Below are 15,057 nucleotides of genomic sequence, written 5' to 3'. Positions count from 1 at the left end.
ACGCTTACTTGGCGATGACGTTGCCGTCACCCGCCGGCTTCTTGCTGCGGTTGAACGACGTCATCGTGTCGTCGTACTTGAACTCCGGCATCGCCTTCACGTCGTCGCGGCTCATGCCCGAGAGGTTGATCCGGTTGTTGGCCGAATCCCAGTTGGCGGCGTTGTACTCGACCGCGACCTTCTTCTCGCCGATGCCCAGGAACCCGCCCGAGCCGATGACGAGCTGCTTGGCCTGGCCGTTGGTGTCGAGGATCACGTCGTCGACCTCGCCCAGCTTGTCGTTGTCGCGGCCGTAGACGTTCTTGCCGATCAGCGCGTCGGCGCTGGCCAGCTTGCCGTTGGTCAGGCCGCCCGCGGTGACCGGATCGGTGGCGACCGGCGCCGCCGTGTTCGACATGGTCGAGGGCGAGCTGGACGGGCTGGTGGCGGACGGCGCGGTGGTCTGCGCGAAGGCCGCGCCGGACAGGAGGGCCAGCGTGGCGGAGGCGGCAATCAGGGTGCGACGCATTGTGGTGGCTCCTTTGTCGTTGCAAACGGTACACGCCAACAACACGGAAGGAGGCGGTTCGGTTTCCTGGAACGCGAACTCTTAAGGCGGAGGACTATCCTTAAGGGGTGGTGTCCCATTCCGGCGTGCGAGGGCTCAGCCCGGAATCGCCGGCCTTCAGGGACAGCCCGGCTTCGGCCGCCCGATTGGCCTCCTCCAGCCGCAGCAAGGCCAGCGCCACGCCGTCGCGCCCGCTGCGCAGCTCGCCGATCTCCTTGCCGTCGAGCGTGACCGGAGTTCCGGCCTCGGGCAGCGGTCCATCGATTGTCACAGGGAACAGCTTCTTGCGGATCAGCGCCCGGTACTTGGTGCGGGCGGTCAGCTCCTGCCCCATGTAGCAACCCTTGTCCCAGGAGATCGCGTTCAGCGCGTCGAGCCGGTTCTCCAGCGGGATCGACTTCTCCGGGACCAGATCGCGGCTGCCGTCCGGCACGCCCAGCGACAGGCGCAGCCGGTCGTACTCCGCCCCGTCCCGGCGCGTCAGCCCGGCACCCTCCAGCGCCGCCTCCAGCCCGTCTGCCGGCAGGAACAGCCGCGCGCCCAGCCCCGGCAGGCGCGGGTCGGTGAAGGCCAGGCCGCCGCCGAAGCCCACGGCGGCGCCGGCCTCGGCCTGCAGCCCCAGCGCCTCCAGCGCGCCCGTGCCGAAGGCCACGGCGACGCGCATCCGGTCGGCGCGGTCCTCCAGCGCGATCTTCGAGCGCAGCTTGTACATCTTCAGCCGGCGCAGCAGGTCGGCCCGGCGCTCCGTCTCCGGGTCGAGCAGCAGGGCGCCGCCCGAATCGACCATGGTGAAGTCGTGCAGAAACTTGCCCTGCGGCGTCAGGAACAGGGCGTAGGCCGCCCGCGACTCGTTGACGCGGAGCATGTCGTTGGACACCAGCCCTTGCAGGAACGCCGCCCGGTCCTCGCCCGACACCGCCACCACGCCGCGATGCTCCAGCACCGCGTATCCAGCCGCACCCGTCGCCATCATCGTCTCCGATTCCCTCATGCCGGACGGAGTGTTGGATGGATCGGGCGGGTTGGCAAGGCCGCCGGGGCGCATGGTTGCCTTTCACCCCAGCATGGCTCAAGCTTGCCGTTGGAAAGTGCAGATGCACAGGGCTTGGGCAGGCGATCCGTTGTTGACGCGCGGCATCCCGCCCGCATACCTCTGCCCGGAGGTGGCACGGCTTTGGCATTGCCCCGAAGGTTTCACTTTTTTGGATCCGTCCTCATTGGACTCGCACGCCAAGAGCCACGCCTCGGACGCCCCGCCGCCCCGATTGGAGCTGCGCGGCATCACCAAACGTTTTCCCGGCTGTCTCGCCAACGATCATGTGGATCTGGTTCTCCAGCCGGGCGAGATCCACGCCCTGCTGGGTGAGAACGGGGCCGGCAAATCGACGCTGGTGAAGATGATCTACGGGGTGCTGCACCCCGATTCCGGCACCTTGCTGTGGCAGGGGCGGGAAACGGTGGTGCCCGACCCGGCGGGCGCCCGGCGGCTCGGCATCGGGATGGTGTTCCAGCATTTCTCGCTGTTCGACACGTTGACCGTGGCGGAGAACATCGCGCTCGGCCTCGACGGGCCGGGGCCGATGGACGCGCTGTCCCAGCGCATCCGCACCGTGTCGGAGCGCTACGGCCTCGCGCTGGACCCGGAGCGGCACGTCTTCCACCTGTCGGTGGGCGAGCGCCAGCGGGTGGAGATCGTGCGCTGCCTGTTGCAGGACCCCAAGCTGCTGATCATGGACGAGCCGACCTCGGTCCTGACCCCGCAGGAGGCGTCCAAGCTGTTCGAGACCCTGCGCCGGCTGGCGGCGGAGGGCTGCACGATCCTCTACATCTCGCACAAGCTGGAGGAGATCCGCGCGCTGTGCGGGCGGGCGACGGTGCTGCGCGGCGGCAAGGTGGTCGGCGCCTGCGACCCGCGCCTGGAGACCGCGCGGGGCTTGGCCGAACTGATGATCGGAACCGAGCTGTCGACCCCCGAACGCCCGCCGGCCGGCGAATCCGGCGCGGCCCGGCTGGTGGTGAAGCATCTTTCGACCACGTCGGACAACCCCTTCGCCACCAGCCTGAAGGACGTCGGCTTCGAGGTGCGGGCGGGCGAGATCCTCGGCATCGCCGGGGTCGCCGGCAACGGGCAGGCCGAGCTGATGGCCGCGCTGAGCGGCGAGGCGCTGGTCGCCGACCCGGCCTCCGTCGTCATCGAGGGCGTATCGTCCGGGCATCTCGGCCCCCGCGCGCGCCGCGAACTGGGCCTCGCCTTCGTTCCGGAGGAGCGGCTCGGGCGCGGCGCCGTGCCGGAGCTGAGCCTGTCGGAGAACGCGCTGCTGTCGGGCTACGCCCGCGAGCCGCTGGTGCGCGGCGGGCTGGTGCATTTCGGCCGGGCGCGGGCCTACGCCGAGACGATCATCAAGGGCTTCAACGTCGTCGCCCACGGGCACAAGGCGGAGGCGCGGTCGCTGTCGGGCGGAAACCTCCAGAAGTTCATCATCGGGCGGGAGATCCTGCAACGGCCCAAGCTGCTGGTCGTCGGCCAGCCGACCTGGGGCGTCGACGCCGGGGCGGCGGCGGCCATCCACAAGGCGCTGATCGGGCTGGCCCGCTCGGGCGCGGCGGTGCTGGTCATCAGCCAGGATCTGGACGAGCTGTTCGTGCTGAGCGACCGCATCTCGGTGCTCTTCCACGGCCGCCTGTCCGACAGCCGCCCCACCCACGAGACCAGCGTGGAGCGCATCGGCCTGCTGATGGGCGGCCTGTTCGCCACGCCGCCGGACGAGGATGGGGAGATCGTCCGTGCGCTGTGATCCCGCATGCTGTGAAGTCGTGCGCTGCAACGTCGTGAGGGAATTCGGCGCATGAGCCTGATCCGTCTGGAACCGCGTGGACAGGCCTCCAAGGCCATGGTCTACGCGACGCCCCTGCTCGCCGTCGCGCTGACGCTGCTGAGCGGATTCATCCTGTTCCTGCTGTTGGGCTTCGACCCGGTGAAGGCGCTGCACGCCTTCTTCATCGATCCCGTCTCCAGCAAGCGCGGCATCGGCGAATTGATCGTCAAGGCGACGCCGCTGGTCCTCTGCGCCGTGGGGCTGGCCATCGGCTTCCGCGCCAACGTCTGGAACATCGGGGCGGAGGGGCAGCTCACCATGGGCGCCATCGCCGGAGGCGGTCTGGCGCTGGCCTTCTACGGCGAGGGCGGCTGGTGGCTGCTGCCGCTGATGGTGATCGGCGGGGCGGCCGGCGGCATGGCCTGGGCGGCGATCCCGGCCTACCTGCGCATCCGCTTCAACGCCAGCGAGATCCTCACCAGCCTGATGCTGACCTATGTGGCGCTGCTGGCGCTGAACTATCTGGTCCATGGCCCCTACCGCGACCCGGACGGCTTCGCCTTCCCCGAATCGCGGCTGTTCGAGGCCGACGCGGTGATGCCGATCCTGTGGTCGGGCACCCGCGTGCATCTGGGCACCGCCTTCGCGCTGTTCGCGGTGGCGGCCGGCTGGGTGCTGATCGCGCGGACCTTCATCGGCTTCCAGATCAAGGTCATCGGCCTGACCCCGGCGGCGGCGGGCTACGCCGGCTTCGACCAGAAACGGATCATCTGGCTCAGCCTGCTGCTGTCCGGGGGCTTGGCCGGAATCGCCGGGATGGGCGAGATCGCCGGTCCGATCGGCCAGATCACCCCCAGCGTGTCGCCCGGCTACGGCTTCACCGCCATCATCGTCGCCTTCCTGGGCCGGCTGCACCCGGTCGGCATCCTGTTGGCGGCGCTGCTGATGGCGCTGTCCTTCATCGGCGGCGAGGCGGCGCAGATCGCCATGGGCCTGCCCAAGGCCATCACCGGAGTCTTCCAAGGCATGCTGCTGTTCTTCCTGCTGGCCTGCGACGTGCTGATCCGCTACCGGGTGCGAATCGGCGCGCGGAGGGCCGTGGCATGAGCGCCGAATTCGCCTTGGTCGGCCCCATCCTGGCGGCGATGTTCGCGGCGGCGACCCCGCTTCTCTTCGCCGCGCTTGGCGAGGCGGTGACCGAGAAGTCCGGCGTCCTCAACCTGGGCGTCGAGGGCATGATGCTGATGGGGGCCGTCTGCGGCTTTGCCATTACGGTGAAGACCGGCAGCGCGCCGCTGGGCCTGCTGATCGCGGCGGGAGCGGGGGCGGCGATGGGCGCGCTGTTCGGCGTGCTGACCCTGCTGCTGCTGGCCAACCAGGTCGCGACCGGGCTGGCGCTGACGCTGTTCGGCGTCGGGCTGTCGGCGCTGGTCGGGCAGGGCTTCGTCGGCATTCCGCTGGAAGGCCTGCCCAAGCTGCACATCCCGGTGCTGAGCGACCTGCCGGTGGTCGGCCAGGCGGTGTTCGGGCAGGACCTGCTGGTCTATCTCGGCATCGCGGCGGTACCGCTGGTGCATCTCTTCCTCTACCGCACGCGGGCCGGTCTGGTGCTGCGGGCGGTCGGCGAGAACCACCACGCCGCCCACGCGCTGGGCTACAAGGTGATCCGCATCCGCTTCCTGGCCGTGATGTTCGGCGGCGCCATGAGCGGGCTGGGCGGCGCCTTCCTGTCGATGGACTACACGCCGATGTGGGCGGAGAACATCACGGCCGGGCGCGGCTGGATCGCGCTGGCGCTGGTCGTCTTCGCCACCTGGAAGCCGGTCCGCGTCATGCTGGGCGCGTGGCTGTTCGGCGGCGTGACCATCGCGCAGCTGCACGTGCAGGGCTTCGGCATCGACATCCCCTCGCAGATCCTGTCGATGCTGCCCTATCTGGCGACCGTCCTGGTCCTGGTGCTGATTTCGCGGGATGTCGCCCGCATTCGCTTGAACGCGCCGGCCTGTCTGGGCAAGCTGTTCCATCCCGATTCTTGACCGCCCAATCAAAAAACGAAACAAGTCTCGGCAACCCAACACCCCAAGGAGCTTTGACGTGAACAGAAGGACGATGGGCAAGACGCTGCTGGGGCTGGCCGGTGCCGCCGCCATCGCGCTGAGCGTCGGCACGGCCGCCGCCCAGGACAAGCTGAAGGTCGGCTTCGTGTATGTCGGTCCGATCAGCGACCACGGCTACAGCTACCAGCACGACCAGGGCCGTCTGGCGGTCGAGAAGCAGCTCGGCGACAAGGTCACCACGACCTATGTCGAGAACGTTCCGGAAGGCGCCGACGCCGAGCGCGTGATCGAGCAGCTGGCGGCCAGCGGCCACAAGCTGATCTTCACCACCTCCTTCGGCTTCATGAACCCGACGCTGAAGGTCGCCCAGCGCTACCCCGACGTGAAGTTCGAGCACGCCACGGGCTACAAGCGCGCCGCCAACGTCGCCACCTACTCCGCGCGCTTCTACGAGGGCCGCACGGTGATCGGCGCCATCGTCGGCAAGATGACCAAGTCGAACGTCATCGGCTACATCGGCTCCTTCCCGATCCCCGAGGTGGTCAGCGGCATCAACGCCTTCACCATCGCGCTGCGCGAGCAGAACCCGAAGGCCGAGGTCCGCGTCGTCTGGGTGAACAGCTGGTACGACCCCGGCAAGGAGGCCGAGGCCGCCAAGGCGCTGATCGACCAGGGCGCCGACGTCATCGTCCAGCACACCGACAGCCCGGCTCCGGTGCAGACCGCGCAGGAGCGCGGGCTGTGGTCGGTCGGCCAGTCGTCGGACATGACCCGCTTCGGCCCCAAGTCGCACCTGACCGCCATCGTCGACGACTGGAACGGCTATTACGTCGACCGCGTCAAGGCGGTGCTCGACGGGACGTGGAAGTCGGTCGACACCTGGGGCGGCTTCAAGGACAAGATGCTGTTCCTGGCCCCCTACAACCCGGCGATCCCGGCCGACGTCGTGGCGCTGGCCGACACGATCAAGGCCGACATCATGTCGGGCAAGCGCCACTCCTTCCAGGGTCCGGTCAAGGACCAGTCCGGCAAGGTGGTGATCCCCGAGGGCAAGACCGCCACCGACGAGCAGATCCTGAAGATGGACTGGTACGTCGAGGGCGTTCAGGGCAAGGTTCCGAAGTAAGCGCACCGCGCAGGACGGCGAGCCGGGAACGCATCCCGGCCCGCACCCTCGCGGGAGACTCCCCGTGAGGAGGACAGGCATGGACCAGACCCTCTACGACCGTGATTTCTACGCCTGGGCGAATGAGCAGGCGGCGCTGCTGCGCGCCGGAAAATTCGACTCGGCGGACATCGCGCGCATCGCCGAGGAGATCGAGAGCATGGGCAAGACCGAGAAGCGCGAGTTGGTCAACCGCTTGGTCACCCTGATGCTCCACCTGCTGAAATGGCGTTTTCAGCCGGGCCTGCGCGGCAACAGCTGGCGGTTGAGCATCAAGGAGCAGCGTTACCGGTTGGCCGACCATATGGCCGACAATCCCAGTCTGAAGTCCAAACGCGCGGAGGCCATCAGCGATGCCTATCGGTTGGCGCTCGTCGAAGCGGAGCGGGAAACGGGTCTGAGCGAGTCGACGTTCCCGCCGTCATGCCCATGGTCGTTCGATACGATGATCGACCACGGCTTCTGGCCGGACGCCTGACCCCCTACAGATACGGCCCCAGCAAGCGCAGGAAGGGCCGCGCCTCCTGCAAGACCAGGACGGTCTGGTGGAACAAATCCTCCGGGGCCGCGTGATGCTCGAAGGTCGTTTCCGAGAACAGGATGATCTTCTGGCCTTCCTGCACGATGAATTTCACGTTCTTCAGCCCCTCGATCCCGCGCAGCAGCGCCAGCAGCGTGCGGCGGCGCTCCGGCGCCTGCGCGGTGTAGGGCACATGGCCGACGTCGGCCCAGATCTGGCAGACCGACCCTTCGCCCTCGTGGCGCACCGCGACGTTGAAGGGCAGGCCGTCCGCCATGAAGTTCAGCTTGCAGGGCTTGGGCGGCTTGGCGATGCCGAGAACCCCCTCCGGAGTCATCACGATGGAGCCGGGGGTGATCGGCAGGGCGCCGTCGGGCACCTCGGCCAGCGACTGAATGGTCTTCAAATCGGGAACGGACACGGGCGCGCACTCGGGTTTGGAGAAGGATCCGACGGTCAGCATCCTGTGCCGCCGCTAAAATTCTGTAAAGGCTTGGAACGGGCGTCTAGAATGCCTGTTCGTAATCGGCTGAAAAAGTGAAGAAAGAGGCGATGTCCGCCATCGATACCGTCGTCGTTCCGATTCACCGCGCTGGCTGGCCGTTCATCGCCGCTTTCGCCGTGGTTTCGTTGATCCTGGGGCTCCTGTGGGTGCCGCTGGGCTGGGCCGGCCTGGTCCTGACCCTGTGGTGCGTCTACTTCTTCCGCGACCCCGACCGCGTGACCCCGACCCGGCCCGGCCTGCTGGTCAGCCCGGCCGACGGGCGCGTCACCATGATCGTCCCGGCGGTGCCGCCCAAGGAACTGGGCATGGGGGACAAGCCGCTGACCCGAATCAGCGTCTTCCTCAACGTGTTCAACGTGCACGTCAACCGCGTCCCGGCCGACGGCACCATCGTCGCGGCCGAGTACCACAAGGGCACCTTCGTCAACGCCGCGCTGGACAAGGCGAGCGACGAGAACGAGCGCATGGCCTTCCGCCAGCGCCTGCCCGACGGCCGCGAGATCGCCTATGTGCAGATCGCTGGCCTCGTGGCGCGCCGCATCCTGTGGTGGGTCAAGGCGGGGCAGGACGTGAAGGCCGGCGAGCGTTTCGGCCTGATCCGCTTCGGCAGCCGCACCGACATCTACCTGCCGGACGGCGTGGCGCCGCTGGTCTGCGTCGGCCAGAACGCCATCGGCGGCGAGACCGTGCTGGCCGACCTGAACAGCCACGAGGCCCAGCGAGTCGGGGACGTGCGGCGATGAAGCGCCCGCCCGTCTTCAACCAGCCGATCTTCCGGCCCGGCCGCGTCCGCCGCCCGCGCCGTCCGCACCCGCGGCTGAAGGGGTTGTCGATCAACCACCTGCTGCCCAACGTGCTGACCGTGCTGGCGCTGTGCTCGGGCCTGACGGCGATCCGCTTCGCCATTCAGGAGCGGTGGGAGCCGGCGGTGATCGCCATCGTGATCGCCGCCATCCTCGACGCGCTGGACGGGCGGATCGCCCGGCTGCTGAACGGGCAGAGCAAGTTCGGGGCGGAGTTGGACAGCTTGTCCGACGCGATCAGCTTCGGCGTCGCCCCGGCCTTCATGATGTATCTGTGGGGGCTGAACGGGGCGGGCAGCCTGGGCTGGATCGCCGCCATGGCCTACGCCGTGTGCTGCGCGCTGCGGCTGGCGCGCTTCAACTCGCGGCTGGGCGTGGTCGACCTGCCGCCCTGGGCGTACAACTACTTCACCGGCGTGCCGGCCCCGGCCGGGGCCGGGCTGGTGCTGCTGCCGATGACGCTGGGCTTCGAGGCCGGTCCCGATTGGATCGGCCACCCGGTGGTGATCGTGCCGTGGACGCTGATGATCGGCGGGCTGATGGTCAGCACGCTGCCGACCTTCTCGTTCAAGGGCGCCCGCGTTCCGGCCCAGTGGGTGGTGCCGGCGCTGGCCGGCGTCGGCTTGATCGCCGCGATGATGGTCAGCCAGCCCTGGTGGACGCTGTCGATCATCGGCTTGGCCTATCTCGCCACCCTGCCGTTCTCGATCCTGCAGTTCCGCAAGCTGCAACGCGCCGCCGAACTGATGAAGGGCGAGATCGTCGAGCCGGTTCCGGCCGAGGACGCGCCCGCCGAAGCCGGCACGACCCCTGGGGAAACGGCCAAGCCGCTCTGAGGAGCGGCCTACTCCGCCGCGACCGCCAAGCCGGTGGCCGGCGCGCGTTCCGTCACGGTGACGCGCGCCACCATCGGGATCTGGCTCAGGCAGTTGGCGACGTGGCGCGACTCGGCGTGGGCCATGCCGACGACCTCCATCTCGATGGCGAGCGTGTCGCCGGCCAGGACGCTGCTCAGCGCGTCGGGAACCAGCCCGCGCTTGGCGACCAGTTCGAGGATGCGGGGCAGGGTGCCCGGATCGGCGTCGGCGACGACGGAAAAGCCAACGCGGCGGCCGGGTTCGACCGGCCGGGCTTCGGCGGCGGGCGGGGCGAGCGTGACGGTGCTGGACATGGTGCGTCTCTTGTCTTCAGGCGGCCTGCGATGTGAGGGCGAGCGTTTCCCCGGCTCTCAAAGGAGAACCGGGCCGCTAATTCGCAGAATGCCGACAAGACGATGCGCGTTCATGGCGGGTAGGCTACGGTGTGACGGTGGCCGCGTCAACCGGCGAGCGATCCGCTCCGGCGGAATCCCGCAGGCCGGCCACACCCGGTGCGAATGCCCAAGAACAAGTGAAGGTCGGAGATGAGCGACGACGGCATCATGATCCGCCCGGCCCAGGCCGACGACGCGCTGGACCTCGCGCGCCTGATCGACATCGCCGGGGGCGGCGTCTACGAATTCCTGCTCGACGGGCTGGTGCCCGGCCTGACGGCGCGGGAGATGCTGGCGCCGGGCCTCGCCGGGGGCACCGGTTCGTTGTCGCACCGGCAGAGCGGGTTGGCGGAGATCGGGGGCCGCGTGGTCGGCGTCGCGCACGGCTACCCGGTGGACTGGATCCGGACCGAGGATTACAGCGGCCTGCCCCCCGACCGGGTCGCGCATCTGGCCCCCTTCACGGCGACGCACGATTGGGGCAGCTATTTCCTGTCGGCGCTGGCGGTCGATCCGGTGTTCCGCCGCCGGGGCATCGCCGGCCGGCTGCTGAACTGGTTCTACGAGCGGGCGCGGACGGGCGGCTTCGACCGCGTCACCCTGCATGTCTGGGCCGACAACCAGCCGGCGCAGCGCCTCTACGCCGGGGAGGGATTCGTCGAGGCCGGCCGCGCCGCGATCCCCTGGCACGCCCGCCTGCCGCACGAGGGCGGCAGCATCCTGCTGCGGCGGTCGGTCGATCGGGACTGAAAAGGGTGTAAGGGCTACACCGCCACCTGGGTGAGCATCGGGGTGTTCATCCCGGCGTCGGCGCGGCGGTAGGCGTCGATGGCGTCGGACCACGGCTCGATGTGCAGCCCTTCGCCGACGATCTCCTGATGGATGCGCTGGGTCTCGAAGCCGGCGTTGGGAAGCGCCGAGGGCGCCGCCGCCGTGGCGGTGACCGGCCCTCTGTCGGTGGCCGTCCCGCCGATGCTGAACCCGCCGGCCCCGGCCCCCGCAGCGCGCGACCGCGTGCCGGTCTGCTCCGCTTCCGCCCGGCCGCTGCCCTTCAGCGCGTCGTCGGTCGCGTCGAGCTTGGCCTGCTCCTCGGAGCGCTTGCGCTCCTCCTCGCCCGGAACGCGGCGGATCGGCTGCACCGCCGCGGCGTCGCTCGCCAGCATCTGCCGAAGCTTCGCCAGCCCGGTGGGGCTCTGCGCGCTCGACGGCGATGGCAGGGCGGGGATGCTGGACACGGGACGGGATCACCAGTGGGAAGGGTCTAGGATTCCTGACTCGAAACAGCCTAGCAAGGCAAGTGTTCCCGAAAACTTAAAATGTCCGCTAAATGTCTCGAGGCGGTTCCGTTTAAAATGCTACGTGCAAGACCGCGTGCCCATACCCGGACGACGGAGGCTCGGCAGGGGCCGGGCCGCCTGCTACACTGGGTGCCGCCGCATCGCGGTTTCCCCAAGACGACGGACGGTGGAGCGCCCTTGCCCATACCATCCTCGCCCCCTTCGGCGTCCTCCCCGGCGCCCCTTCCAGCGCCCTCTGCCGACGAGACCGGCGCGCGCATGGCCGCGCTTCTGGAGCAGATGGACCAGGGCGTCATCATGGTGGACGCCGACCTGTCGGTCCTGGCGATCAACGGCCCGCTGTACGCCCTGTTCGGCGAATCGCACGACCTCCTGCCCGGCGCCAGCTTCGCCGACCTCGTGCGCTTCCTGGCGGGGCACGGCGAGTACGGCCCCGGCGACGTCGAGGCCATCGTCGCCCACCAAGTGGACTCCGCCCGCCGCGCCGACCCGGCGTTCCAGGAGCACCGCCGCCCCGACGGCCGCGTGCTGGAGATCCGCACCCGCCGCTCGCCGTCCGGCGGCTTCGTGCGGACCTACACCGACATCACCGAGCGCAAGCGGGCGGAGAACGATCTGGCCGGCCAGCGCGAGCTGCTGCGCCTGACGCTGGAGAACATGGGGCAGGGGATCGTCCTGCTCGACCGCGACCTGCGGTTCCGGACCTACAACGCCAAGGCGCTGGAACTGCTCGGCATCCCGGAAGCGGTCATGCGCGCCACGCCGACGCTGCACGAGGTGGCGCGGTTCCAGGTCGCCACCGGCCTGCTCGACCTGCCGCCCGGCGCGCCCGAGTTCGGTGACGACGTGGACGCCAAGCTGGGCTACCTGCTGGAGCGGCTCGAACGACCGGAGCGCGAGTTCGTCTACGCCCGCCCGCAGGGCGACGGCCGCTTCCTGGAGATCCGCATCGTCCCGCTTCCCGACGGCGGGCAGGTGCGGACCTACACCGACATCACCGACCGGCTGATCGCCGACGAGGCGGTGCGCCAAAGCCGCGAGATCCTGAAGGGCGTGATCGACTCGATCCCGGCGCTGATCGACGTGCGCGACCGCGACCGCAACATCCAGCTGGTCAACCGCTACCACCGCGAGACCTACCACCCCGCCGGCGCGCCCGCCGCCGGCCCCGCCGAGGAGCAGGCGGCGGAACTCGACCGCCACGTGGTGGAGAGCGGCCAGGGCGTCCCCTTCTTCGAGGAGAGCGGGTGCGACGGGGCGGGGCGGCGGCGCGACTGGCTGACCACCAAGATGCCGCTGACCGACGAATCGGGGGCGGTGTCGCACATCGTCACGGTGGCGCTGGACATCACCGCCCGCAAGCGCGCGGAGGCCGAGCTGCGCGACGTCCAGACCAGCCTGATCCAGGCGGAGAAGCTGGCCTCGCTGGCGCAGATGGTCGCCGGGGTGGCGCATGAGGTGAATACGCCGATCGGCGTGACCCTGACCGCGATCTCGCATCTGGGCGAGGAGGTGGCCCGCATCCAGACCCTGTTCGCGGAGAACCGCATCCGCCGCGCCGACTTCCAGGAGTTCCTGGACGTGGCCTGGGAGACGACGCGGATGATCCTGTCGAACATCGAGCGCGCCGGCGGCCTGATCCAGAGCTTCAAGCAGGTCGCCGTCGATCAGGCGAGCGGCGAGCGCCGCGCCTTCGACCTCGCCGCCTATGTGGACGAGGTGCTGCTGAGCCTGCGCCCGCGCCTGCGCCGCACCAAGGTGACGGTGGAGACCGACATCGCGCCGGGCCTGACGGTGGACGGCCACCCCGGCGCCTTCGCGCAGGTGCTGTCCAATCTGGTGATCAACGCGCTGGTCCACGCCTACGACGAGGGCGAGGCGGGGCGGATCGTCCTGTCGGCCCGCGAGGAGCCGGCCGGCTGGGTGACGATGCGCTACGCCGACGACGGCCGGGGCATCCCCGACGCCATCCGCGACCGCGTGTTCGACCCCTTCTTCACGACCCGGCGCGGCGAGGGCGCCAGCGGGCTGGGCCTCAGCATCTGCCGGAACATCATGACCGGGACGATGCAGGGAAGCATCGCGATGGAGAGCGGGCCGGGGCGGGGGACGCGCTTCCTGCTGCGCTTTCCGCTGCGGGTGACCGGCGTGTCGGGGTATCCTCCGCCGCACGGGTGACCTCAATCGGTTTTTTCGGCCGGATTTCAGGCGGACTTCTCATGGCGACGATAGCGGAGGCCCTGCTGGCCGCCCTCGACCACCACCAGGCCGGGCGCATGAACGAGGCGGCGACGCTCTACGGCCGCATCCTCGACGCCGATCCGGAGCAGCCCGACGCCGCGCAGCTTCTGGGCGTCCTGCTCGCCCAGGCCAACCAGCCGGCGGAGGGCAGGCGCTTCCTGCGCCGCGCGGCGGTGCTGCGGCCGGGCTCGGCGGAGACGCAGTCGAACCTCGCCGGGGTGCTGCGCCTGCTGGGCGAGGCGGGCGCGGCGGAGGCGGCCTACCGGCGGGCCCTGCGGATCGCCCCGCTGCTGGCCGACGCCCACGCCAACCGGGCCGGTGCCCTGCGCGCGCTGGCCCGCCCGGACGAGGCGGCGCGGTCGGCCGAGCGGGCGCTGGCGCTCGACCCGGCCCACGCCGAGGGGCTGGTCAACCACGCCGACGCCGACGTGGCGCTGGGCCGCGCCGCCGCCGGGGAGGCCGGGGCGCGCCGGGCGCTGGCGGTGCAAGGCGGTCTGGCGGCGGCGTGGATGGTGCTGGGCTCGGCCTTTTCCCTGACCAACCGCTGGGACGAGGCGGAACCCGCCTACCGCAAGGCCGTGGACCTCAACCCGCGCTACGGCGAGGCGTGGGAGAACTGGGGGGCGCTGCTCGCCAAACTCGGCCGCTTCGCGGAGGCGCTGGCCGCCTTCGACCAGGCCGAGGCGCTGCGGCCCGGCGCGCTGCTCTGCGTGACGCGCGGCATCGCGAAGCTCGCCATGGCCCGGCCGCTGGAGGCGGTGGCCGATTTCGACCGCGCGCTGGCGGCCCGGCCGAACGACGCCGGCCTGCACTGGAACCGGGGCTTCGCCCAGCTTCTGGCCGGCAACTGGGCCGAGGGCTGGCCGGAGATCGACTGGCGCCGCTTCGAGGTGAACACGGCGCTGCCCTGGCGCGCCTTCCCGCAGCCGACGTGGCGCGGGGAGGACCTGGCCGGGCGCCGCATCCTGCTCTACGCCGAGCAGGGCTTCGGCGACACCCTGCAATTCGTCCGCTACGCGCCGCTGGTGGCCGCGCGGGGCGGGCGCGTGCTGCTGGAGGTCCAGCCGCCGCTGGTCTCCCTGCTGTCCGGTCTGCCGGGGGTGGAGCGGGTCTTCGCGCGGGGCGGGCCGCTGCCCGAGTTCGATCTGGAATGCCCGCTGATGAGCCTGCCGCGCGCCTTCGGCACGGCGGTGGACTCCGTGCCGCCCGCCCCCTACCTGACGCCCGACCCGGCGCGCGTCCGGCGCTGGCGGGAGCGGATCGGGGCGGGGCCGGGGGAGACGGCGCGGCCGGGGCCGGGAACGGGGCCGGAAACGGGGAGGGGGCTGAGGGTCGGGCTTGTCTGGGCCGGCAACCCGCGCTTTCAGGGCGACCGGCTGCGCTCGCCCCGGCTCGACGGGATGCTGCCGGTGCTGGGCGTGCCGGGGGTGCGGTTCTTCGGGCTCCAGATGGGGCCGGGCCGCGCGGATCTGGGGCTGGTGCCGGGCTTTGCGGATTTCACCGATCTGGGGCCGGAGATCGCGGATTTCACCGACACGGCGGCGATCATGGCGAACCTCGACCTCGTGATCTCGTCCTGCACCGGGCCGGCGCATCTGGCCGGGGCGCTGGGCGTGCCGCTGTGGGTGATGCTGCCCTTCTCGCCGGACTGGCGCTGGCTGCTGGAGCGCGAGGACAGCCCCTGGTACCCCACGGCCCGCCTGTTCCGGCAACGGAGGGTGGGGGATTGGGCGGAGGTGGCGACGCGGGTTGCAAGGGCCTTGCAGGGCTGGGGGTAGCCTCGAAGTCCCGGATTTTCCTCTGCCCTGTTCTTTTCCGCAGCACCGGGACGATCAGACCTTTCCGTTCCGCGT

General features: G+C 70.1%; 15 protein-coding genes. 10 read left to right on the top strand and 5 right to left on the bottom strand.

From position 1 onward, the window contains the following. Positions 1-4 precede the first annotated feature (4 nt). Both EJ913_RS13685 and ygfZ read right to left on the bottom strand, forming a co-directional pair. Positions 5-508 (bottom strand): PRC-barrel domain-containing protein, encoded by a 504-nt coding sequence (locus tag EJ913_RS13685; protein WP_126998704.1) that lies wholly within the window; start codon positions 506-508, stop codon positions 5-7. Positions 509-608: 100 nt separating this feature from the next. Continuing rightward, complete coding sequence (gene ygfZ, locus EJ913_RS13680) at positions 609-1,520, bottom strand: CAF17-like 4Fe-4S cluster assembly/insertion protein YgfZ (RefSeq protein ID WP_244939349.1); 912 nt, start codon at positions 1,518-1,520, stop codon at positions 609-611. Positions 1,521-1,764: 244 nt separating this feature from the next. Here ygfZ and EJ913_RS13675 point away from each other — a divergent pair, with 244 nt between their 5' ends. The 5 genes from EJ913_RS13675 to EJ913_RS13655 all read left to right on the top strand — a co-directional run bounded on the left by EJ913_RS13675 (position 1,765) and on the right by EJ913_RS13655 (position 7,063). Further along, a complete protein-coding gene (locus EJ913_RS13675; protein WP_126998702.1) occupies positions 1,765-3,342 on the top strand; it encodes an ABC transporter ATP-binding protein in 1,578 nt (525 codons plus the stop codon). A 51-nt stretch (positions 3,343-3,393) separates the two neighbouring features. After that, positions 3,394-4,470: an ABC transporter permease gene (locus EJ913_RS13670; RefSeq protein ID WP_126998700.1), complete on the top strand. Its 1,077-nt coding sequence runs from the start codon at positions 3,394-3,396 to the stop codon at positions 4,468-4,470. Further along, a complete protein-coding gene (locus EJ913_RS13665; RefSeq protein WP_126998698.1) occupies positions 4,467-5,399 on the top strand; it encodes an ABC transporter permease in 933 nt (310 codons plus the stop codon). Before EJ913_RS13670 ends, EJ913_RS13665 begins: the two co-directional genes overlap by 4 nt. A gap of 73 nt (positions 5,400-5,472) precedes the next feature. Then, positions 5,473-6,546, top strand: coding sequence for a BMP family ABC transporter substrate-binding protein (locus EJ913_RS13660; protein WP_126998818.1), 1,074 nt, complete (start codon positions 5,473-5,475; stop codon positions 6,544-6,546). 79 nt (positions 6,547-6,625) lie between these two features. Next, positions 6,626-7,063 (top strand): DUF29 domain-containing protein, encoded by a 438-nt coding sequence (locus tag EJ913_RS13655; protein WP_126998696.1) that lies wholly within the window; start codon positions 6,626-6,628, stop codon positions 7,061-7,063. Positions 7,064-7,067: 4 nt separating this feature from the next. On the opposite strand, the gene EJ913_RS13650 is transcribed toward EJ913_RS13655, so the two are convergent. After that, a complete protein-coding gene (locus tag EJ913_RS13650) occupies positions 7,068-7,526 on the bottom strand; it encodes a hypothetical protein (protein ID WP_126998694.1) in 459 nt (152 codons plus the stop codon). A gap of 131 nt (positions 7,527-7,657) precedes the next feature. Between EJ913_RS13650 and EJ913_RS13645 the strand changes: the two genes are divergently transcribed. Both EJ913_RS13645 and EJ913_RS13640 read left to right on the top strand, forming a co-directional pair. After that, positions 7,658-8,353 (top strand): phosphatidylserine decarboxylase, encoded by a 696-nt coding sequence (locus EJ913_RS13645; RefSeq protein WP_126998692.1) that lies wholly within the window; start codon positions 7,658-7,660, stop codon positions 8,351-8,353. Continuing rightward, positions 8,350-9,249, top strand: coding sequence for a CDP-alcohol phosphatidyltransferase family protein (locus tag EJ913_RS13640; protein ID WP_126998690.1), 900 nt, complete (start codon positions 8,350-8,352; stop codon positions 9,247-9,249). The genes EJ913_RS13645 and EJ913_RS13640 overlap by 4 nt, the downstream gene beginning before the upstream one ends. An 8-nt stretch (positions 9,250-9,257) precedes the next feature. Here the strand turns inward: EJ913_RS13640 and EJ913_RS13635 are convergent, their stop codons facing one another. Further along, positions 9,258-9,584 carry an ACT-like domain-containing protein gene (locus EJ913_RS13635; protein ID WP_126998688.1) on the bottom strand — a complete coding sequence of 109 codons (327 nt, stop codon included), beginning with the start codon at positions 9,582-9,584 and terminating at the stop codon, positions 9,258-9,260. Positions 9,585-9,815: 231 nt separating this feature from the next. Here EJ913_RS13635 and EJ913_RS13630 point away from each other — a divergent pair, with 231 nt between their 5' ends. Next, a complete protein-coding gene (locus EJ913_RS13630) occupies positions 9,816-10,415 on the top strand; it encodes a GNAT family N-acetyltransferase (RefSeq protein ID WP_126998686.1) in 600 nt (199 codons plus the stop codon). A 14-nt stretch (positions 10,416-10,429) separates the two neighbouring features. On the opposite strand, the gene EJ913_RS13625 is transcribed toward EJ913_RS13630, so the two are convergent. Then, complete coding sequence (locus EJ913_RS13625; protein ID WP_126998684.1) at positions 10,430-10,900, bottom strand: hypothetical protein; 471 nt, start codon at positions 10,898-10,900, stop codon at positions 10,430-10,432. Positions 10,901-11,221: 321 nt separating this feature from the next. Between EJ913_RS13625 and EJ913_RS13620 the strand changes: the two genes are divergently transcribed. Beyond that, entirely contained in the window at positions 11,222-13,141 is a 1,920-nt protein-coding gene (locus tag EJ913_RS13620) for a PAS-domain containing protein (protein WP_126998682.1), read from the top strand. Between the two features lie 41 nt (positions 13,142-13,182). Then, complete coding sequence (locus EJ913_RS13615; protein ID WP_126998680.1) at positions 13,183-14,982, top strand: tetratricopeptide repeat protein; 1,800 nt, start codon at positions 13,183-13,185, stop codon at positions 14,980-14,982. Positions 14,983-15,057 lie beyond the last annotated feature (75 nt).

The organism is Azospirillum doebereinerae (assembly GCF_003989665.1).
GTDB classification, from domain to species: Bacteria; Pseudomonadota; Alphaproteobacteria; order Azospirillales; family Azospirillaceae; genus Azospirillum; species Azospirillum doebereinerae.
This window is presented reverse-complemented; position numbering and strand designations above follow the sequence as displayed.